The 22,438-nt window shown below is 34.8% G+C and carries 19 protein-coding genes and 9 tRNA genes; 2 read left to right on the top strand and 26 right to left on the bottom strand.

From position 1 onward, the window contains the following. Window positions 1-228 precede the first annotated feature (228 nt). Window positions 229-1,386, bottom strand: a complete 1,158-nt coding sequence (locus NEH75_RS08875; protein WP_055305864.1) for a YecA family protein — start codon at window positions 1,384-1,386, stop codon at window positions 229-231. A 477-nt stretch (window positions 1,387-1,863) separates the two neighbouring features. Between NEH75_RS08875 and NEH75_RS08870 the strand changes: the two genes are divergently transcribed. Continuing rightward, a complete protein-coding gene (locus NEH75_RS08870; protein WP_055305863.1) occupies window positions 1,864-2,682 on the top strand; it encodes a site-2 protease family protein in 819 nt (272 codons plus the stop codon). A gap of 38 nt (window positions 2,683-2,720) precedes the next feature. Here the strand turns inward: NEH75_RS08870 and NEH75_RS08865 are convergent, their stop codons facing one another. From NEH75_RS08865 to NEH75_RS08820, 10 genes are all read right to left on the bottom strand, one after another. After that, window positions 2,721-3,212, bottom strand: a complete 492-nt coding sequence (locus NEH75_RS08865) for a hypothetical protein (protein WP_055245175.1) — start codon at window positions 3,210-3,212, stop codon at window positions 2,721-2,723. 2 nt (window positions 3,213-3,214) lie between these two features. Beyond that, window positions 3,215-3,658 (bottom strand): DUF4430 domain-containing protein, encoded by a 444-nt coding sequence (locus NEH75_RS08860; RefSeq protein WP_055245177.1) that lies wholly within the window; start codon window positions 3,656-3,658, stop codon window positions 3,215-3,217. Between the two features lie 12 nt (window positions 3,659-3,670). After that, on the bottom strand, window positions 3,671-4,174 hold the full coding sequence (locus NEH75_RS08855) for an ATP:cob(I)alamin adenosyltransferase (protein WP_055274740.1): 504 nt from the start codon (window positions 4,172-4,174) through the stop codon (window positions 3,671-3,673). 282 nt (window positions 4,175-4,456) lie between these two features. After that, a complete protein-coding gene (locus NEH75_RS08850) occupies window positions 4,457-5,260 on the bottom strand; it encodes a hypothetical protein (protein WP_055305862.1) in 804 nt (267 codons plus the stop codon). 106 nt (window positions 5,261-5,366) lie between these two features. Further along, window positions 5,367-6,341 carry an aldo/keto reductase family oxidoreductase gene (locus NEH75_RS08845; RefSeq protein WP_055274737.1) on the bottom strand — a complete coding sequence of 325 codons (975 nt, stop codon included), beginning with the start codon at window positions 6,339-6,341 and terminating at the stop codon, window positions 5,367-5,369. Between the two features lie 115 nt (window positions 6,342-6,456). Continuing rightward, on the bottom strand, window positions 6,457-6,885 hold the full coding sequence (locus NEH75_RS08840) for a helix-turn-helix domain-containing protein (protein ID WP_055275027.1): 429 nt from the start codon (window positions 6,883-6,885) through the stop codon (window positions 6,457-6,459). Between the two features lie 278 nt (window positions 6,886-7,163). Further along, window positions 7,164-7,421 carry a zinc ribbon domain-containing protein gene (locus tag NEH75_RS08835; RefSeq protein WP_055245044.1) on the bottom strand — a complete coding sequence of 86 codons (258 nt, stop codon included), beginning with the start codon at window positions 7,419-7,421 and terminating at the stop codon, window positions 7,164-7,166. A 32-nt stretch (window positions 7,422-7,453) separates the two neighbouring features. Beyond that, window positions 7,454-8,440, bottom strand: coding sequence for a 5'-nucleotidase (locus tag NEH75_RS08830; protein WP_055274736.1), 987 nt, complete (start codon window positions 8,438-8,440; stop codon window positions 7,454-7,456). Window positions 8,441-8,857: 417 nt separating this feature from the next. After that, window positions 8,858-9,559, bottom strand: a complete 702-nt coding sequence (locus tag NEH75_RS08825; RefSeq protein ID WP_055245048.1) for a 5'-nucleotidase — start codon at window positions 9,557-9,559, stop codon at window positions 8,858-8,860. Between the two features lie 101 nt (window positions 9,560-9,660). Further along, window positions 9,661-9,975 carry a DUF1540 domain-containing protein gene (locus tag NEH75_RS08820; protein WP_055245049.1) on the bottom strand — a complete coding sequence of 105 codons (315 nt, stop codon included), beginning with the start codon at window positions 9,973-9,975 and terminating at the stop codon, window positions 9,661-9,663. A gap of 316 nt (window positions 9,976-10,291) precedes the next feature. On the opposite strand from NEH75_RS08820, the gene NEH75_RS08815 reads away from it, so the two are divergent. After that, window positions 10,292-11,653 carry a sodium-dependent transporter gene (locus NEH75_RS08815; protein WP_262941425.1) on the top strand — a complete coding sequence of 454 codons (1,362 nt, stop codon included), beginning with the start codon at window positions 10,292-10,294 and terminating at the stop codon, window positions 11,651-11,653. Window positions 11,654-11,970: 317 nt separating this feature from the next. Here the strand turns inward: NEH75_RS08815 and NEH75_RS08810 are convergent, their stop codons facing one another. From NEH75_RS08810 to NEH75_RS08740, 15 genes are all read right to left on the bottom strand, one after another. Beyond that, window positions 11,971-12,153: a hypothetical protein gene (locus NEH75_RS08810; protein ID WP_055245052.1), complete on the bottom strand. Its 183-nt coding sequence runs from the start codon at window positions 12,151-12,153 to the stop codon at window positions 11,971-11,973. A gap of 368 nt (window positions 12,154-12,521) precedes the next feature. Continuing rightward, window positions 12,522-13,577 carry a patatin-like phospholipase family protein gene (locus NEH75_RS08805; protein WP_055305860.1) on the bottom strand — a complete coding sequence of 352 codons (1,056 nt, stop codon included), beginning with the start codon at window positions 13,575-13,577 and terminating at the stop codon, window positions 12,522-12,524. A 237-nt stretch (window positions 13,578-13,814) separates the two neighbouring features. Beyond that, window positions 13,815-14,714: a cation diffusion facilitator family transporter gene (locus NEH75_RS08800; protein WP_055245056.1), complete on the bottom strand. Its 900-nt coding sequence runs from the start codon at window positions 14,712-14,714 to the stop codon at window positions 13,815-13,817. A gap of 168 nt (window positions 14,715-14,882) precedes the next feature. After that, a tRNA-Leu gene (locus NEH75_RS08795) sits at window positions 14,883-14,966 on the bottom strand. A 62-nt stretch (window positions 14,967-15,028) separates the two neighbouring features. Then, window positions 15,029-15,104 (bottom strand) — tRNA-Lys (locus tag NEH75_RS08790). Window positions 15,105-15,114: 10 nt separating this feature from the next. Next, a tRNA-Gln gene (locus NEH75_RS08785) sits at window positions 15,115-15,189 on the bottom strand. 130 nt (window positions 15,190-15,319) lie between these two features. Then, window positions 15,320-15,395: transfer RNA gene (locus NEH75_RS08780), tRNA-Val, on the bottom strand. Between the two features lie 8 nt (window positions 15,396-15,403). Beyond that, window positions 15,404-15,479: transfer RNA gene (locus tag NEH75_RS08775), tRNA-Thr, on the bottom strand. A 130-nt stretch (window positions 15,480-15,609) separates the two neighbouring features. Beyond that, window positions 15,610-15,686 (bottom strand) — tRNA-Glu (locus tag NEH75_RS08770). A gap of 141 nt (window positions 15,687-15,827) precedes the next feature. After that, window positions 15,828-20,237, bottom strand: a complete 4,410-nt coding sequence (locus tag NEH75_RS08765) for an AAA domain-containing protein (RefSeq protein ID WP_262941426.1) — start codon at window positions 20,235-20,237, stop codon at window positions 15,828-15,830. 116 nt (window positions 20,238-20,353) lie between these two features. Beyond that, window positions 20,354-20,674 (bottom strand): hypothetical protein, encoded by a 321-nt coding sequence (locus tag NEH75_RS08760; RefSeq protein ID WP_055245206.1) that lies wholly within the window; start codon window positions 20,672-20,674, stop codon window positions 20,354-20,356. An 88-nt stretch (window positions 20,675-20,762) separates the two neighbouring features. After that, window positions 20,763-22,097: a CoA-disulfide reductase gene (locus NEH75_RS08755; RefSeq protein WP_055245305.1), complete on the bottom strand. Its 1,335-nt coding sequence runs from the start codon at window positions 22,095-22,097 to the stop codon at window positions 20,763-20,765. Window positions 22,098-22,196: 99 nt separating this feature from the next. Beyond that, window positions 22,197-22,272: transfer RNA gene (locus NEH75_RS08750), tRNA-His, on the bottom strand. 2 nt (window positions 22,273-22,274) lie between these two features. Next, a tRNA-Trp gene (locus NEH75_RS08745) sits at window positions 22,275-22,348 on the bottom strand. Between the two features lie 14 nt (window positions 22,349-22,362). Further along, a tRNA-Thr gene (locus tag NEH75_RS08740) sits at window positions 22,363-22,438 on the bottom strand.

Raw genomic sequence — 22,438 nt, 5'->3', positions numbered from 1 at the left:
GTATAGCGCTGATTAGATGAAGGTTGATCTAGCTGAACGGGAACAATGATTGGATTCTCTTTCATAAAAAAATTGACCTCCTTTTCTTTGATAGCTTAATTTTAGCTCAAAGTTGGAGGTCAAAATAGACAGGTTTATATTACCCGCTTACCTTAATTCTAAGTCATCCACATAAGACCTACAAAAAAACACCAATGAGCAAAAGGCTCTACTGGTGTTTTTTCGATATTAACGTCCACAACATTTTTTGTATTTTTTACCGCTTTGACATGGGCATGGTTCATTACGTCCAACTTTTGTTGATTTCATTGGATTAATCATTGGGACAACGACTTGATTAGATTGTGCGTCATTTGATGAAGTAGCTTCTTGATCCACTTGACGGAATCCTTTGCTTTCCCATGTGCGTGCATAGTTAAAAGCATCCATTAATAAAATCATTAATGCTTGTCCAACATTGTATGATTCAATTTCAATTCCACGACTTTCAAGTGCCATAAAAGCTAATTTCGCTTGATATTTATAAGTGAAGGCAACAGCCATTTCATGTGCAATTTCACGTGCCACATTTACATCATCACAAATATTTTCAGAAATGAATTTGCAAACTTGTTCTAATTGAGGTGTCCACTCCCCTTGATCTGTACCAAATTGCATAACCTCTTCTTTCGTTGGCATGTAATAAGGTTTATCTTGTTGCATATCATATAACGCAACAGCATCCATCTCTGAATCAATTAATAATACATCGCTTACTAATAATGGACCGAATGATTGAACATCACCTTTGAATGTTAGTTTACAGAATAACACGTTTAATGCTTCTTCTGCTGTTAATTCTGGTCCTTCATATTGATTGAACACTGAAATTAACTGATTGAACTCACAAACTCCATATAAATTTACTAGCGCCTTCATATATAAGTAAACTAAATCAACTCGAACTTTAGCCTCTTCTAAAGCTACTTGATCAATTGCTTGGTAAGCCTCTTTTACCACTTCTGGCATTACATAAACAACCTCTTTACCATTCATAACTGGTAAAACATATCCTAGGCTATATAAAATATGAACGCATCCGCTCATGACTTGATCAACAGATACATACGTTTCATTTGCGAGCATTACAAAATCACTCATCATGACGTCATCTAATCCACAAAGAATATACTCTAAGCGAGCTGAATCTGCTAATGTTGATTTGATACGTTCAATTAATCCACCTTTAGCTAATGATGAACATCCTTTTAAACCATGTGCATCAACGATTGCTTTTAATTCAGGTTTCTTTAATTTATTTAAAATTGTTTCAAAACTCTCATCATAATTACATTTAATCGCATTGGCAATCATCGATTCTTTAATAATATCATTCATATTTTGCATCAGTAATCCCACCTTACAAAAGAAAAGTCAACTCGAAATTTATACTGTACCATATAATAATTCAAATTGCAAAAGAAAATAATATAAAACGCCTCTACATTTCACTCACATTTTGTTGCTTTTCCACGAATTAACCACGAAAAATGTAGAAAAATATATTTTTTAGCTTATAAATTCTCCGTTAAAAATGCAAACTATTCGTATTATACAAAAAAAAAGGAGTGAAATAAATGGCTTTGTTATATTTTTTTGAAATGTTATACACACTTATGAACTATTGGGAGCTATTTTTTCCTAATTTTTCAAATTTATTTTGACTTCCCTTACAAATTATTCCAATATATGATATCCAACTAAAAAATGATCTTTCTTAATCGCTAGACTTTCTCCCCCCAATGTTTCATATTCAACACTTATATTTTAAATTTAATTGCATATATTGTATCAATTCGGTTAATGCAAACAAGGGGGGATATGATGGCGATTTTTTGGTATATTCTAATTGCCTACATTAGTATTTTTATTCATGAAATGGGGCATTATTCATCTGCCTATTTCTTTGGTGTTAAAGCCACTGACGTTATTACAGGCATGGGATTTAAAATTATCTCCTTCAAAACAAAATATACGACCTTTACCTTTAACATTATTCCTGGGGGTGGGGTCACCATCTATCCACAAAGTCAAGAATTAAAGCTCTCTCGATATAAGCAAGTTATCATTTTAGGATCAGGTGTCACCTTCAACTATCTTGCTGCTATTTTGGCCACAACTTTCTATTTTGAAACCTCGCTTTTAAATGGTTTTATGGCCTTTAATGAAATGATTTTCAACTTTATTCAAACCCTTTTCACCCTATTTTCCTTTAACGATATGGTAACTCCACAAGTAGGTATGACCGATTCGCTAGAGCTCATCGCCAACCAATTTACAACCATAAAATTTATTCTCTTCATCTTCATTTTTATGAATCTATTACTCTTTCTCTTTAACCTTCTCCCCATCCCATTCTTTGACGGCGGCCAAATGGTATCACTCTATACTGATCCATTATTATATAAAATCGGTATCTCAGCCAAACAACTCAATTTAATCAAAACAAGCATCAACCAACTCGTAGGTATTCTACTCATCACTATCGCCTGCTTACCAATCATCAATGAAATTCATCTCTACCTCACGCAAAACCATCTCTCCACCCAAGTCATGATTAAGTGGGCACTCATCATTATCGGAACAATTTTGATTAAACGACTTCTCACTTCAATTATTCAGCATTTTAAACTTAATAAATAAAGGTCTGAGCCACTAATTAGCATCAGACCTTTTAATTTTCAACTCATCTTTTTAATCACTTTTGAAAGTGGTGGATATAAAAATAACGTCGCTAAAAATGTGCTTAATCCATTTCCAAGTGACACTTGAAAACCAAGTAACAAACGAATCCAAAGTGCTTTCCATGTCATTCCACTCAGCATCATAAAAGGTAAATCAATTAATGTTCCACATAAAAAGGCTAAAATAAACCCTAAAACTGCTAAAGAGTATTCAGATTTAAATCGTTTCCCAAACACGTGATAAAGCAATGTATAACTAGGAAAGACAAGTAAGTACATAAGTGTCCATAGTTGAATCCCATAAACCATCAATAGTAATAAACAAAATAATAATACAGTCAAAAAAGCATGTTTCTTCGGAAGCGTCACACTATACAATAGCACAGTGAAATTAAAGAGTTCGACATACATGACCATTGAACCACAGCTATAAATGATAAATAAGAGTGTCGCCAATAGCGACACTCTTGTCATTTCTTTCACACTCATTCTTACCAACCCATGTTACTTGTATAACTGAATGTTACCATATCTCCATCGTGAATCATTAAGCTATCAACACCTGGTGCTTGTCCAATTGGCATCTCTAATCCTTGAGAAGGTGATTCATAACTATACATCCACCAAGGGCCTGTTGCTCCATTTTCCTTTGCACTTAATCCTAAAAATCCAGTAATATACAGCCCATACTCAGACTCTTCTGCTTCTAGCTGTAACTCGTCTTTATACTGTACTAAAACGTCACCTAAAGAATCAGCATCTGTTTTTAATACTTTATTCTCTAATAACGTTTCTTTGGTCTCATCATTTAAGATCGTAATCGTAATGGATTTATCTCCCTCTTGTTTGTTCATCGGTGAAATAGTAAATCCAATCACGACAACGGCTACAATCGCTACCAATGCGATTAATGCCTTTTTCACATTCAATTTCATGAAAACTCCTCCTTAATACGATTTTGAGATAAACTCAACTTCATCAACTTCAAATACAGCATTCACTTCAACAGAGAAAGCAAATAATAAATTAGCAATCAAATTAGCAAAATCAATGACCAACTGCGGAACATCTAGCCCGTCTTGCTCTAATAAATATAAATTACGAACAACTTGCTTCGCTTGACATCTTGCAATATGATACCAAGAAGAAACTTCATGCCCTGTCGGATAAACAAAACGATTCAGACGTTCCTTATTTTTTTCCTTTAACGTATGAAGCATGTCTAACCCTTTGTTCAGGTCCTCCTCACTGACGGCTAAGCGACCTCGAATCGATCCATTTAAATGTAAGACCATCTCCATTAACCACCATGTCTCTTCCTTAAGTGGGATGGACAAAGAACAAATCATTCCAAGTGTTGATGATAATGTATCGGTTAACACTTCATGGTCCACTAAACGGCCTTTTTCGTTTAAAAAAGGATACGCAATTAAATCCCAATTTTGACTCATGATTTTATCTCTCCCTACGTTTTATGCATGGCTTTCAATATTATTCCACTTCTCTCTGTTAGTTGCTATCCCATTATAACGAAACCATTAAAAACTAACAACTATGAAAGATAAAAGAATTTTTTAAAATCTCGTATTCTTATTAATAAAATAAACCATAATAAAAATGGTACACTTTCATATCTTCTAATCATGTGATAAGAGACGTCGGTGTCTTAACATCACAATAGATTCTTCCTTGAATAAAGCAGTAAAAAAACACTGAAAATATTCAGTGTTTTTTTATTTGATAAAATATTGCTTTAAACGGACATCATACATCATATAAACAAGGGTCTCCTGATCCAGATAGGTATAGTTTACACTCTTAAATTGATAATCATCCCAATTAGTACTCGGTAAACTAGATGTTGTTAAAAGTGAACTTTGATGCTGACTTTCAATTTCTAATGGACTATATAATGTATAAGTTTCTCCGTCTTCATCTTCAAACGTATACATCACACTTTGGAGATTATAATCTGAATTATTTCTTAAATACGTCTGTAACACGACCTCGTCATTCTCTTTTTTCAGTAACGTAGGCTTCACAAACTCAATCTCTTCTACTTTAATTAATGGATCAATCATTTCTTGTTTAGTTAATTGATTGTAAGTATAAAAATCCCGTCCAACATCGTAGGTCACAACGGTCTCTTGGTAATTATCATCAACCATTTTAATCGTAAAGCGGGTCATTTTAAGATCATCTATCTGTAAACTACTTGGTCCAACACAACGAATCCACCCGCTTATATCATTTGGCTGTAATGTATCTTGCGTCACAATGGTCGTATGACGACCATTTTCTAACTCTACCTCAATCGTTAATCCTTTAATCGTATGCTTAGAATTATTTTTTATTCTTGTTTGATAGATAGCTAAATCACTACCTTCTTCTTGTTCAACAGATGCATCAATAAACTCAATTTCTCCAACACCAACGTAATGTCGGTCCACTTTTCCATCTGGTACCTCCATCTGACAACCACAGAGGCCTAACATGGCTACAAGTAATAACAATAATCTAAATTTTTTCTGTTTCATCTATCTTCATCCCTTTTGACTTTTCTACTATTAAAATGAACTCAAATAGATAAAGTTATACCCCCTGCCCTAATAAAAAAAGCAAGAGCGATTCGCTCTTGCTACCTTATAATAATTTTTTTCCTAAACCACTGTTATATAATCGATACCACTGTTCTCGTGTTAATGTCACCTTCATCGCTTCACAAATCGCCTGTAAGCGAGTAGGCGTCTTCGTTCCAACAATCGGCTGAATTTGTGCAGGATGACGCAATAGCCAAGCGACCATAATCGCTTCACGACTCACTCCATATTCATTAGCATACAACTGAATGAGTTTAATCATCTCTTCATGTTCTGATGACACTTCCTCTTTTGTTAAAGAACCACCTGCTAGCGGTGACCAGGCTTGCAACGTGATTTGATGATGACGACAATATTCCAGTGTTCCTTGACTTCGATAATCTAACGGATTCACTAGTGAATTGACATTCAATCCTTCATCAATTAGATTAGATTGTAATAACGACAGTTCCATCTGATTGGCAACTAACGGTTCATCTAAATAAGACTGTAAGAAGTCAATTTGTGCGCCATTATGATTACTAACTCCAAAATAACGAACCTTCCCACTTTCTTTTAATTTAGAAAAAGCTTTAGCTACCTCTTCTGGCTCCATTAAGGTATCTGGTCGATGTAATAATAAACTATCTAAATAATCAACCTTTAAACGACTTAAAATACCATCAACAGAATGCATAATATGTTCATAACTAAAGTCATAATGCGGAGCCGATCCTTCATACAAATCATTCATTAAACGAATCCCACATTTAGATTGGATAAAAATTGATTCACGGTCTACTAATTTGGCATCCCAAATCGAAGAAAATACTGCTTCGGCTTTTCCACCCTTATAAATATCAGCATGATCAAAGAAATTAATCCCTTGTTCTAATGCCGCCTCAACTGCTTTTATAGCTGCCACTTCATCTGATTTTGTTAGCGGTATCTTAGCATCCCATTCTCCACCTAATCCCATACATCCTAAAGCAATTTGTGAGACCATTAAATCACTTTTTCCTAATTGTATTCTCTTCATAATAAACCCCTTTCCTCATCAACTTAACATCCATTATATCCTATATCAAATGACTATTAAACAAAAATGACAGACGTTTTCACACCTGTCACTTTTATTGCTCTAATTTCCTCAATTATACCTTTAATAAATCATCAAATGATTGTTTTTGTTCTGATAAAATATAGGCATCAATATCTTTTTTGATAAATCGCCATTCACGGCCGACTTTATGGCCTTTTAAACGGCCATCTTTAATCATATTATAAATGGTTTGATGACTAACTCTTAATAACGAAGCCACTTCCGAAAGCGTTAAAATTTCACGATCGTCTTCTTTTGTCACTAATGATTGTGTCCGTTTTTTCGCTCCAGATTCACTAAGCGTTTCACTTAGCTTTTGAAGAACGAGTACATCAGTCGACTCTAGCGTTGTATCACCACAGCAAGGACAAACATAAACGGTAATCCCCTCAATATGTAACTTTAAGTTTCCAAATCCAGACTGTATTGATGTCGTCTTGACCTCTAACTCATGTAAACATTTCTGACAAACTCTTTTCATAGCCTCACTCCCCTTCTCCATTCACTCTCCATTCTTAGTTCACTTCTTCATTCACTCACATGAATGTAATCTAATAACCGGACGACTTACGCTTCCTTGAATTAAGATAAAAACTCCTCTTGATTAGCACTAATTACAAAACATTATAAACTAATTTTTTCCATTTTTGAAGAGTTGTGTCCAGAAAAAATATAAAATTAACACAATAAATAAGTTGACAGTTCATTTTTTTCTTATTCAAAAAAGGTTAAAATCCAGAATAGATTTTAACCTTTTAACTATTTCCAACGTTTTAACGTTTTTAATTGTAAACAAAGTACCTTTTTCGTTAACCACTTTTGAAATTTATTCTCTAGCGATTGATTCACTATTTTTGAAATTTGTTGTTTCATTTCATCCATTGTTAAATTGGGAAGAATAAATTTCCCATTACGATAACATAAATAACAATATTCTTGAGAGAAGGTTCCATTATTTTCGTTCCCTAAAATACGTTCATTTAATGGTAAGCCACAGCTTTGACAAACTTTCTCCATTTTAATTCACTTCCTTCTTGATGAAATTACTACTAGGATTGTTCGCCATGATGTTCATGATGTTCATAATGTTCGTGATTTTCATGATATTCCGGTTGTTGCTCAACTTGATGTTGTTGAAATTGATGTAACTTAGAATCCGATTTATAAGGGACTCGCCCTGAGGGAATCAATTGTGAAGCAGGACCTACATGATAATCTTGATCATCAAAGAAAATATGTGCATTAAAGGCTTTTAAAACTTTATCCTTGGCAACGCCCCCTAAGAAGAACATCTCATCTATTTTACATCCCCATTTGCGTAGCGTTAAAATAACACGTTTATGAGCCGGTGAATTTCTCGCCGTCACAATCGCAATTTTTAGTAGTGAATCATCTTTTTCTTTAATTTTAGAAAGTGTCTTCAATAATTTCGCAAATGGCCCTTCATTCATTGCATTTTCAGCATTTGCATTTTCGTTTTCATAGAAAGCCTCTAATCCTTCTTGTTTATAAATTAATTCAGATTCATCAGAGAACACAACCGCATCTGCATCAAAAGCAATACGGATTTCTTTTTGGTTTGGATGATAATCACGAGGTGCATCATAAACGAGAGCGGCTGCAACTCCTTGATCAATCGCATCTTGAACTTCTTTTTCATTACGAGATAAAAATAGATCAATATTAAATGCCTCTAAATAAGGGTGTTTAGCCTCCCCACCCGTAAAGGCTGCTCGAACAATATCTAATCCATATTCTGAGATACTATTAAAAACACGCAATCCTGTCTCTGGACTATTACTTGATAAAATAATGACCTCCACAATTGGCTCCTCAAACTTCTCATTTAAGCTTAGTAAAGCTTCAACTAACGGAAAAGCTGTCCCCTTTGGTAAGACAGTATTCTCATGCTCAATTTGATAACGTGTATATGCTTCAATTCCATTGTTCTCAAAAATTTGATTTTCATGTTCAAGATCAAATAAAGCACGACTTGAAATTGCCACCACTAACTTATCGCTTAAATCATATGCCACCTTTACTCACCTCTTACACTCATATTTAATATTATCTGTGGATAACTTTATACACTCATTATATATATTTTTTCCCATTTTATCAATATAAGTCAACTGATGTCTAATATAAAAAAGCTGTTGTTTACTCTAAAATCCCCTTCTAAAATAATATAATTAATGTTAACACCTTTCTTTGAAATTAATCAACAATGAACGTTAATCGTATTAAATAGATAAAGCAACCAAAAATTCACCTTGAATACTAAATAAATTATTCCTAAAAGCCCCCATATAAATTCATAAATTAAGTCACTTGATAAGATCATCAATATTAAACAATGTTCATCAAGTGACTCATGATAACGTCACGCCTCACCTATGCTTTCTAATCTTCCATTCAAAAAATGATATGCTACCTTCTAAAGCATGCTTCCTTCAAAAATCAATATTTAAAATACATTCAGAGTTTGGAAGGGGTGATAGTTGTTCCCGCTGCTCTCCTTCAAAATAAATATGAACGTTATATAACTCCATTAAATCAGCGCCCTTTCCAGAGGCGATAAAACAAACTGCATTAATCTTACATTGAGAGTCTTTAAACAACTCCTTTATCCAACGATCCACACTATATGAACGGGTCGTCATTAGTTCAATCGATAAAGATTGTTTATCTTGTTGTTGAATATAACCTAATAGTGGAATCCACTTTCCAAGACCACTATAAGTGACCTGATCTAAAAACAAACGATGATCAAAGGCAATACTTAAGGTTGAAAGCGGGACTTGATTCGAGATTACACCTGCTAAAATTCCCACTGCTTGCGCTTTTGCAACCATAAACTCATCAGCAGAGAAATATACTTCCACTTCTAATGCCTGTAAATAAGAGATTAATGACTCGCCTCCTGTAAAAATAACTTGATCAATATTTAATTGGTGAACAGATAAGCTTTCAAAAACCATCGGGGAAATAGATGGATTATCTGCTGAAAAAATGAAGATTTCAACAATTTGATGATTGAATTTCATTAATTGTTGTAAAAAAGAAAATAAAACTCCCTTTACATAAGTTCCCTCACATACTTCATTCATCTGAAATACAGCACCTAAATCTACTCCAATCTTCAACATCTCCATCTAATTCGCTCCCCTAACATATGTATGACAGTATATGAAGATTCCTCTATCATTTAGAACTTCCCTTAAAGAAAAAAGGCTTCTCTATAGAAGCCCTCTTTTTAATGTTGTTCAAATGTTTCGCAGCTAGCTGTCACATGATTAATTTGAACGTCTTCAGCATAACATTTTTGATGATCATTATGTTTACAATGACAAGCACTACATTTAATATTATTAACACCTGCTTTCTTAGGTGCAGCATTAAATTCTGTCGCAAATTCGGCATCTGCTTTTAAATCTTGATCAGCAAAGCTTTTACATAATGTTTCATCTGTTGTTAATGCATGTGTTCCTCGAACATTGACAACTCCAGCATAGCAATTTCCATTATTATCATTATGTACACAATTATGTGCACCGCATTTGATTGACATAATACAACCTCCGTTTGTGGCAACTATATAGTTTACCTCATGTATTTTCCCCTTTATTGATACAAAATATTCTCCTTTCATGAAGATAAAATTGATACAGAACGATTTTTTCACTTAAAATTTGACTTTTTTTATTTCTATAATCATTTTACTTTTCAAATCAAAAATTGCATGTTAAAATAAAGTCACTTTTATAAGTTAGACCTTATTTGAACGTTTTGTAGGTAGGTAGGTTTAGAAAGTTATAAAAGAAGTATAGGTAGAAGCATTTAACAAAAAAGTTAAATGCTTGGTAGAACAGTAGGAGGAATTGAATATGAGTCAACAAGCAACAACTGCGAAACGTGACGGATTTAGTTCACGTTTCGGAGTAATCGCAGCTGCTGCAGGTTCAGCAGTTGGTCTAGGAAACATTTGGAAGTTTCCGTACATCGTCGGAGAAAACGGTGGATCAGCCTTTATTTTAGTTTATTTAATTTCAATTTTAGCAGTAGGGATTCCCGTTTTATTGGCTGAGTTCATTATTGGACGCCGAGGTCAGGCCAACGCGGTTCGTTCATTTAAAAAGATTGCACCCAACACGAAATGGTCAGCAATTGGATGGATGGGAATTATTAGTGCCTTCATGATTTTAGGGTTCTATACAGTCATTGCAGGATATACCATCCATTATTTCATTTTAACCGTCACTAATTCATTTGCTGGAATGTCAGCAGCACAAATTACTGACACTTTTAATAACTTCTCATCAAGTTCAACCCCAATCATTTATACAGTGATTTTCATTATCTTATCACTTGCTATTTTATTTGGTGGGATCAAAGATGGAATTGAGAAATACACTAAAATATTAATGCCTGGACTTGTTGGAATTATCGCTTTATTAGTTATTCGTGCTATCACATTACCGGGAGCAGGTGAAGGAATTCAGTTCTTATTAAAACCAGATTTCAGTGAATTATCAATGAAGGCTGTTTTAGATGCTTTAGGGCACTCATTCTTCTCACTAAGTGTTGGAATGGGGACGATGTTAACATACGGTTCTTACATTAGTAAAAAAGAAAACTTAACATCCGTAACTTTCTCAATTGCAGCAGCAGATACAATGATTGCTTTACTTGCTGGACTAGCCATCTTCCCAGCTGTATTCGCATTTGGTATTGATCCAACAGCCGGACCTGGTTTAGTCTTCATTACTTTACCAAACGTCTTCTTACAAATGCCTGGCGGAGTTATCTTCGGTGCGTTATTCTTCTTATTATTATTTATTGCAGCTTTAACTTCAGTTGTCTCAATCTTCGAAGTTATCATCGCTTACGTTACGGAAGAATTAAAAGTTAACCGTCGTAAAGCAATGGGATTAACAACATTAGCAGTTATTGTAATCTCAACATTCTGTGCTTTATCACAAATACCAGATTCAGCTTTAGTCTTCAATGGGCATACATTATTTGATTGGATGGATTTATTATCAGCTAACGTATTACTTCCAATTGGTGGATTATTAATCATGATTTTCTTAGGATTTATCATGAAAAAATCTGACATTGAAGATGAATTACAACAAGGATCAAAATCAATTAAAAATACAATGGCTTACATCACAGTAACAAAATTTGTTGCACCTGTCGCTATTGCTATCGTATTCTTAACTGGAATCCAAGCCTTATTTAGCTAAGCAATTCTAAAAACTGTTTCATGATGAAACAGTTTTTTTATGCATTATTTCATATATCTAACATTAATCTTTCAATATACTTTGACATTTTCCGTTCATAATAATTATGAAAACAGTGATTCAATTCATATGAGGAGGTCAATGAACATGAATAATCATCAATTAGTTCAACTTTTAAAACTTACTAATCTATATCTATTTTTTCAAAATTCATCTATATTATTCTCCTCATTTACTAAAAAAATACGTCAAATGATTTTATTTGAAGATGAATAACATAAAAAAGAGAAAGTTTTGGCTTTCTCTTTTTATGTTATTCATGAACAGTAACAACAAGCTTTAATTGTTCTAACTTCCAAAACTCCTCCAACAAAACTTTCTGATGAGGTATTTTTAAATGTTACTAAAATGGTTGCGAATCCATCTTCATCAACCTCTAAATCTCGTAATAATGCGCTCAGAATCTGATAACTTATATCAACTACCTCAGGTATCTTCATTCTCTGTAATATTTCACGGATTAATAATTAATCATTAATTAATATATCGACCGTCCAATCTACGACTTAAAGTAGAGCACCATTTACCTCATAATAAGACATAAAGAAATTCATAGATTCCTCCCTTAATACCTTCATTTCATAGTTAAACATTCCACTCTGCCAATCCTAAAAACACAAAAAGAAAGTTGTCAGCTCTAACAACCTCGCTCTATAAAATTATTAAAAATATTGATTAAAATCTTAGCTAATTGATGCTCATTCAAATAAATCTTAATTAGATTATTTACTGTATCAATTACCCCTCTTGATAAATCCGATAGAATCACTCATCCTCCAAACACTATCTTTCTCAAAAAAATATCCGATTATTTCATGCGATAAAACTCATCTGGCTGACATCCAATTTGACTAATATACAATTTACGAGTAAAAGCTTTTATTTTATCCCAATGTTCTTCTACCATTTTTTCACCAACTGCTTCCAATGCTTTTATATTTTTTGTACTGACATTATCCATAAGAGGACTGACATCAAATTGACTTAAATCTGGTTCAATTCTAAAATACTGATCCCGAATATGCTGACACCGATACAGGACTTTTAATTGGTGATCAACAGTTTGAGAACCTGCTGAACCATAAATATCAATGACAGGGACCACCCATCTCACTTTTCCCCATCTTTTAGATGATTCATACGGATACGTTTTACCTTTAGAACCTGTCCCTAATGACAAAATCATAATATCATCTGGCGACGGTTGAAAAGGAAACTTACAAGCTTCAACATAAGCGCATAACGCAGGATTATTCGCAAACATTCCTCCATCAATTAAGGAGTATGACTCTTCTTTAGACTGATTATTTAACTTAGCAACCGGAAAATAGGTAGGAGCTGCTGTTGAAGCCCGAATCACCTCTCGAACTAAAAAATTTTTATCAACCTCTCGATAAGCATTCATCTGATTAAAAAAAATGGCTTCCCCATGTTCCACATCATACGCTGGAAACAAACAGGGTTTCACCAAATCTTCTAACCGTAAGTCACCAAAATAATCAGCTAACATCTTTTCAAGCTTTTCAGCCTTATATAAAGGACTCGTTAATCCAAAATAATCTATCAGTTGCGTTTTCCATGAGCGTTCAAACATTTCACCTCCATGAGCTAAGTATAAATCTAATACCTCTTTAGCACTATATTTTGAATGAGTACTCCCAAAACCATCTGGACAAAGATACAAGCCTGCTAAGATACTTCCTGTACTCGTTCCAGCAATCAAATCAAAATAATCACTAATTCTTGTATTGGGATTTTGACTATACTCTTGCAACAACTCTTCTATCTTTATCATAATTTTAGCTGGAATAATTCCGCGTATTCCACCTCCATCAATCGATAGCACTCGAATTTTCCTTTTCATCTCTATCCCCCTCCTACTAATTAATATATGAGCATATATACAATATAATAATTAATCATTCCATATCAGATGTGCCTGACTATTTATATCCTTTATTAAACTGGATAGGCGAAAAACTGGCCTTATCTTTTCATCTTAGAAGGATTTTTATTTTTAATAGCATACTAATAGCTTTCTGAACCACAGGCATAGTAAGTGATTGTCAAATATACAAAAAAGAGACTAGCAACTAGTCCCTTATAAAATATCAGGTAATAATTCGATATAAAAATCAGAAAAATCATTTTGTAATGCCTCTTCTAATAAATCCTGAACTTTAGAATACAACCTAACCGATACATAATCATCATTAGGAAGTACATAAATAGAAATCCAAATCTTTCTGCCTGTGCGCACTACATCATACGTTGTTTCATGCAAATGATACGACTTTAGAATGGGTTCACATTTGTCTTTAATTAATACCATTGTTTCCTCTTCAGGAGCCATTAAAAAAATATCTCTCATCGCTGTTAAAACGGCACGAATTGGTAACGGTAAAATAAAACACGACAAAAAAATCGCAATGATTTGATCTAAATAAGGCAACAAAGCATCGAACCAAGGATGACTAACAAATGTAGGAACCAAAAAAGCAACTGACATCCCAAAACTTGCAATCGCATCAATGGACCACTCCATCATTTCTGTTTTCAAAATAGGGGAATTTGAATCTCGATTTAAGCGCCTCAATATTAAGATTACAATCACACTCAAACCTGTTGCAAACAACTCAAAATAAGCAATTTGCGTAAACTGAATATCACGCCCCCCATGAAACATCAACTGTACATTGTTTACGACAAGTGCCACTGTCACAGAAGCTAACACAAACCCTTTAATCGCAATAAACAACGATTCAACTTGCGAATAACCATAAGGTTGTTTTTCACTGACTGGCTTATAAAGTAGTGGAACAAGCTTTAATGAAAATAAGATCATCATCAACTCTGATGCATCATAAATTGAATCCATTAAAACAGCTTGCGACTTTGACAGAATAGCCATCAGAAGCTCCGCTAATACAAATAAAACCCCTGCTCCTAAAGAAATTTTCAAAGCTATTCGTTCTCTCTTCTCTTCTAAGCGCCTATCCATTCTTTCACAACTTTCTTTATGATTTTATATTCTATTATATTAAAGTAAATGAAAAATTACGCATAAAAAAAATGGATACTAATATAAAAACGTTCTTTTAGGCAACTATATCTAATTAAAAAACAACAAAAAAGACATCCCAGTGAGGATATCCTTCATGATATTAAATGGTGCGGGTGACAGGAGTTGAACCTGCACACCAAAGGTACTAGAGCCTAAATCTAGCGCGTCTGCCAATTCCGCCACACCCGCAATTTGATTACTTTTTTATTATATCATCTTTTCACTAAAAAACAAGTATAAAATAAAAAAAATGGTGTCCTGCAGAGGACTCGAACCTCTGACCCTCTGATTAAAAGTCAGATGCTCTACCAACTGAGCTAGCAGGACACAATTTAATTGGCTGGGCTAGCTGGATTCGAACCAGCGCATGACGGAGTCAAAGTCCGTTGCCTTACCGCTTGGCTATAGCCCATTTTTTCTTATTGTCTAGCAACACTCGCATAACACTTGTAAAGTTCAATAATGATTCATAACTTTTAGTTATTTTATCATTCTTTTCACTTTCAGCGTGTTATAAACGCTCGCTTATGCTTTTCTTGTTATGGTGGAGGATGACGGGCTCGAACCGCCGACCCTCTGCTTGTAAGGCAGATGCTCTCCCAGCTGAGCTAATCCTCCATATTTTATGGTGCCGGAAACAGGACTTGAACCCGCAACCTACTGATTACAAGTCAGTTGCTCTACCAATTGAGCTATTCCGGCTTTTTTTACATTGTCTAGCAACACTCGCATAACACTTGTAAAGTTCAATAACAATTCATAACCTCTAGTTATTTCATTGTTCTTTCCACTTTCAGCGTGTTATAAACGCTCATTTTTGCTTTTCTTTTAATGGTGACCCGTACGGGATTCGAACCCGTGTATGCATGCGTGAAAGGCATGTGTGTTAAACCGCTTCACCAACGGGCCTTTTCTTTCGTTCGGCTTGGTACACATATATAATATCACGCCTGTCGAATTGTGTCAACAAATTATTCAAACTTTTTGCCGAAATTTTTCTCTTTTTATACTATGAGCAAAAATCATCGCTTTATACAAAAAAAATCTATCTTACGATAGATTTTTTTCACCTTCAATTCCGAGCTCTTTAAGTTTTTCAAAAACAGGTTGAAGTGCAAGTTCTTGATTTCGATAAAAGATACTTCCACGAATATGGATAAAATGCCATCCAGCACGTTCAAGCACGCCTTGACGCTCAAGATCTTGTTCAATCTTTTCAACCCCATAGAACGTATCGCCGTCACACTCAATTGCTAAACGTTGACGCTCTCCTTCAACCACTAAATCCATTTGATACTTTCCAATGGACACCTTGGACTTCACAACATAACCACGAGCTTCAATAGCTTTCATCACATCACGTTCTAGCAACGTTTCACACTCATGACTTACTAACTCATACATCGGTTTTGGATTTTGACAATAAGCTAATAATTCATAACGTAAATCTTCCGCTGATAACTCGCTAATAGAAACCGAATGATATAGACGCATCTGACACTTCGCACGACTAGCTGCAACATTAAAACGTTGCGTGTACATCTTCTTATTTAATGCATTGTAACGCATATTAGGTGCGATAACTAAAGATAAGAACATCACATCACGCTCATCTCCTTGGAACGAATAAGCATCGCCACAAATAATCTGACGCTCAACCATGACCTTCTCCCCAACCGCATCTAATAAGAGTTTCTGAATTAACTTCGCTTGCTCAGCACCAAGTAAAGAAATCACACCCATGCTTTTTCCATCATATATCGGATTTTCAATACAAGCTTTAATATCAGAAACAATTCGCTTCGCCTCATTTAAATTCGTCTTCTTCTCATCCCGAGCACCATCTTCAACATAAATTGCCATCACAGCAGGATTAAACTGTTCAGATAAAACGGGTAATTTAAGCGGAATCATCTCATTATGATAAGCTAACTCATTTGAGAATCCGATAATTTCAGGTACACAACGGAAATGTTCCTTTAACATGAGCTTTCCTTTACTTGAAAAGACGCGGCAAGCAATATCATAAAGAGACGTTTGGAAATCATATGAATTCCCATTTTCAATATTATACAAATATCGACTCATCAAATCTTTAACTGACGCCTCAGAAATCCCCGGCATCATTGGACTAATCTGCTGATCATCTCCAACAATAACCACCTTTTTTCCACGCATTAAAATCGGTAAACTTAACACATTACACTGGCTACTTTCATCAATAATAACCACATCAAATAAATCAGGATTCACCTTAAAATTCTCAATGGCCTCTTTGACCGGCATAATCCAAACTGGAATGGCACTTTGGCACTTCTCCATCTCAACACGAGCCTCACGTCTAAACTTCTGGGCCTGTCGTCCCGTTCCTTTTCCAATTCGATTCATCTTCTGCATCCATGTTTGAAGCGCACGGTCCTCTTCAGGCGTCACACGATCTAACTGATTCTTCCACGTCATTTTAAAAATTAATTGCTTAATCAATGAGATCTCTTCTTTTTCAAGCATCTGCATTTTTAATTCAAGCTCACCATTTTTCCAATCTTCAAGTGAATCTAAAAAAGTCGTTAACTTCGCATAATCAAAAATCTCAGCCAAACTTCCAGGCATCAGCTCCACCATACCAATTGTATTCACTAACTCATTCGCAAATAACGGCATCGCCACCTTTAGTTCATGAAGCAATCCATAAAAGACTTGATATTGCTCTTTAATCTGATTTAATGACTGGATTTTTCCTAATATTTCAGCAAATAACTCTAAATCTTTATTCACTAAAGCATTATAAAGCTCCTGACCAACTGAATGAAGTTGTTCACCGATAAGTAGTGGCTTATATTTACTTAAAAGAACTTGATAAACCTCTTGCCACCCTTTTTGTCTTATTTTATTTTGCGTCAATTCAATCGAATAAGATAACGCCTTTAAATCAGATAAATTTTCATAACCAATTTTTTTATACCCTTGAACAATTGGTGATAAAAAGTCATTTAATTGCTGAATTTCTTCAAGGCATTCCATAATAATACTAAATTGCTTCATCTTTTGATTATGAGCAAACAATACCTGACTTTCATTACCATCAATAAACTCACCACCATTAGGTGCCATATTCTTATTCCAAATCTTTGCAAACTTAGCTAACAATTCGAGCTTTTGTCTTTGGGATTCAATGCGATTTAAATCATCTAACGTTGAAAGTTTTTGACCATTAATACGCGTATTTTCATAAAAGGCACGAATATCAGAATTAAATGTTAAATAAAGTCCTCCAATCCCTTTACCCGCTTGAAGACGTTCTTTCAAAGAAGTAATGATACTTTCATACTTTGGATGATCATAGTAATCACACTCAACCACATCATTAACAATCAATACTTCTATTTCATTGACTTTCATAATGATATCTTTTAGACGATTAAAGACAGTCTCCCAAATCAATGATCGTTCTTCATTTAACAAGCATTCCTCAAGTATCCGTTGTTCCAGTGGATCTTGTAGCTTCTCAAGCTTTTGACATAATGGTTCTAGTTGACGTCCAAGTTCATCAATAAACGTACGATTCTCTTCAAACTCGTATAGCTTTGGCATCAACTTAAGCTCTTGAATTCGCGTCGAGTAACACTGCTCTTCACTTAATAACTTGCGATACTCCTCAACGCTCATTAAACGACTTAACGCTGGTAACTTTAATTGAGCTAAATCTTTATGCTGTGCAGGAAGCATCCCTTTTAACTCCCACAACGTCACAAACTGATCTTCAGTTAGTGGAGACACTGCATCCATTGAGACTTTATCCTTAACCCAGCCAAATCGGTCCACCTGTTCTGCCACTAATTGCGCCATCTCATAAGGTTGACAAATCTTATCCTTCCAAACTTGACCTTTTGAATCTAATTCCTTGAAACGAACAATATTATTCTTTGTAATACTCATCTGGCGTCGTACCATATCTAACTGGCGACTCAACACTTGAATCTCTTTATCTAAAAGCTTTGTATCATAGGTCGCTAATCCTTCAGAAATCATTCGAATTGATTGCTCAATCTGCGCAAGTGATTGACGATCTCCACCTAAAAACGACACACACAACGATTGAATTTCTTCCGGTAACTTATCAATTAACACACGTAATGCCTTATCTTTCTCACTTGTCACCAATACACGCTTTCCATGCGCTAATAAATGAGCAATCAAATTAACAATCGTATGACTTTTCCCGGTTCCTGGAGGGCCTTGTACTGTTACGGCAACATTATTTGCTAAACGTCTAGCAATATCCTTTTGCTCTTCATTCGCAGGAAGTGGAAATAATAATTGTTCTCCAATGCCTACCCAATCCTTTAATTCATCCTGTGATTGCCTCAATCCATCTACATCAATAATTGCTTGAATCGTTTTTGGAATTCTTCCACCTTCTTCAAGATACTCAATCGTCGACTGTAAATCCTCTTTTAATAAGGCTTCTGAACGCTTTCGAATGAAAATCACACTCTGTTGCTTAACCATTGGAAACTTACTAACAGGTTCTACCTCATCTTTTCCTAAATACAATCCATTTGGATGCATATAATGAATCAATTGACGTAAAATTCCCTCCGACTCCTCAATATCAAACGGAGAGATCATCGATCCAGACACAGCTTCCTTCAGTTGCATGATTTCCTGCTGATTCGCAAACTCAACACCGGCTAAAACTTCTAAATCTAATTGATATCCTCTCGTGCTCGGCAATAACTTCGCCACACCTCTTTCGGCATCAAAATCTAACTCCAATTTCATAACGAGCATCGGGTGATGAATTGGATATTTTAATTGATAAGATAACACACCAATTCCCATCATAATTTCAAGAGATTGCTCTTCTGATTTCATCATCTGTCTCAGTTGGAAAAAGTAATCATACATTTTTTGAATCTGGCGTTTACGCTTTTGATTAAGAGCCCATTCTTTCCACTCTTCAATCCACGTCTCATACATCTTTAAACAATACTTCATATGAAGCGGTAAATCTTTCATTTTGTCGAGCGCTTCATTAACCTCAATAAACATCTCAGAATGTTGGATTAAAAATCTTTCCCATTGCGTTAACTCAATCTTCCCCTGATGAACATGACTCACCTTTTTTTGAAGCTGTTCCCAGTTTTGATTCATAATTTCTTCTAATTCAACACCCGAGCAAATCACACTTCCATCCTTAGTATAGTCAAATTGTAATAATTCAAAAATTCTCCCTAATTTATGATCAAAAATTGGATAATCATTTTTAAAGACTTGTTGGTGCACCTCAAGATAAGCATCTGCATCAACACCATCTCCTCCTAAAAAACATCCATCCCCAAGTGGTAACTCATCTAGCATCCAAGACTTTTCATACTGCTTCAACTCACGAATCGGTTGACTTGTTAAATGGCGGAGTGCTAATAGATATTCAAATAACTGCTTTACCTTCTTGTCCAAAATTTTCACTCCTTTAACTCACACTTTTCTTCATTATATCACGAAAAGCAACAATCTCCGCACCTATATATACATACATATTCCGACAAAATCTAAAAAAGGTGACCAGTCAAAGACTAGACACCATTTTTAGAACCTTCATTTACCATATATACCCCTTGTAGCTGTTCCATAACACCATGATCCTTCGTTGAAAGACGCATACTTCCTATCACAACAATTATTAAAAAAGAAAGAACTAGAAAAAGAAACATTAAATACTTGAACCACGATCTACGTTTCTTATTATCATAATCTTTATATATATCACAATCTACAACCTCATCACCCACATAATCAATCACAACGCCAGCTTCCTTTAACTCTTCCTTATTAAGTTCTTCATAAACTAAAGAATCACTATAACAACTAATAGGAGTAATATTATTCTTTTCCATAATAATCCCTCCTCCTACTAACTATTATATTAAAAAGACCAAAAAACGACACAAAAAAGGGGCATTCTCACGAACCACCCCTTTTAAATTATTTTGCCACGCTACCTGCAATATTTAAAACATCCCATGTTCTTGCGAATGGTGGTGCATAGCATAAATCTAACATCGCTAATTGATCAGTGGTTAACCCAGCAAAAATAGCTGTAGCTAAGACGTTAACACGTTGAACAGCATCTTTACGTCCAACAATTTGTCCACCTAAGATAACTTTTGTGTCAGCATTATAGATTAATTTAACATTAATTTTTGATTGCCCTGGATAATAAGACGTTTGATTCATATCTGTAATGAATACAGTCTTATAATTAATTCCTAGATTCATGGCTTCTTGTTCAGATAATCCTGTACGCCCAGCCTCTAAATTCATCACTTTTAAACAAGCTGAAGCTAAAGATCCATTGAATGTATGATGAGCACCTGCTAAGTTTTCACCAATAATACGGCCCATTTTATTTGCGACAGTGGCTAAAGGAATATATGCAGGTTCAGGTTTTAAAATATGATTAATACTTGCACAATCACCAGCAGCATAAATATCTTCAATAGAAGTACGACCTTCATGATCAATCACTAACGCACCATTACGTAACATCTCAATTTTAGTATCTTTTAAGAAGCTCGTATTTGGACGAACACCAGCCGTTAAAACAACAATATCAACGTCAAATGTTTCATCATTTGTTTTAATTTGAGTGACTGCCTGATCTCCCACTAACTCAGTAACCGTTTGTGATAAATGTAAGTGAACATCATGTGTACGTAACTCTTCTTCTAATAAATCTGTAATTTCTTTATCAAATGTATCCACTAAAACACGATCATTTAATTGGAAAACATGAACCTCTTTTCCATATTGTTTAGCAGCTTCGACTACTTCTAATCCAATAAACCCGGCTCCAACAATTGCTACACGTTTTAATGCTTCATTTTGCATAGCATGTTTTAAAGCTTCTCCATCCTCCATGCTCTTTAACGTATACACATGTTTTAAATCCACATTATTGATTGGAGGAATAATCGCACTAGCACCAGTAGCAATCATTAACTTATCATATGTATCTGTGAATGTCTCACCAGTTAATAAATTTTTAACCGTGATACATTTATTATCGGTATCCACATTAAGTACTTCATGTTCAATATTAACTGTAATTCCAGATGCATTAAATTGTTCAACCGTTCTAGCAATCATCTTTTGTGAATCTTCAAAGAAGTTTCCAACAAAATACGGTAAACCACATGCACCAAATGAAACATGTCTAGACTTTTCATATACTGTGATTTGTGCTTCTTTATTGGCACGTTTTAATTTGGCTGCTGCACTCATTCCTGCAGCAACACCACCTACAATAATTACTTTCATAATAAACCTCCTTAGGTTAGAAAATTTCATCATAGCTTATAATCTATCCATATGAAATGTAGCAAAAAAAAACACCCCGAAGGATGTTAATAATCATATTGGGGCGACTGATGGGAATCGAACCCACGAATGTCGGAGCCACAATCCGATGCGTTAACCACTTCGCCACAATCGCCATGGCAGGGGTGGCAGGAATCGAACCCACACTAACGGTTTTGGAGACCGCTGTTCTACCGTTAAACTACACCCCTACTTATTTAATTAATGGTGCCGGAAGCAGGACTTGAACCCGCAACCTACTGATTACAAGTCAGTTGCTCTACCAATTGAGCTATTCCGGC

Source organism: Turicibacter sp. T129 (genome assembly GCF_025594975.1).
GTDB lineage: Bacteria > Bacillota_I > Bacilli_A > MOL361 > Turicibacteraceae > Turicibacter > Turicibacter bilis.
The sequence above is the reverse complement of the archived record's forward strand: the minus strand, read 5'-3'. Positions and strand labels throughout refer to the sequence as shown.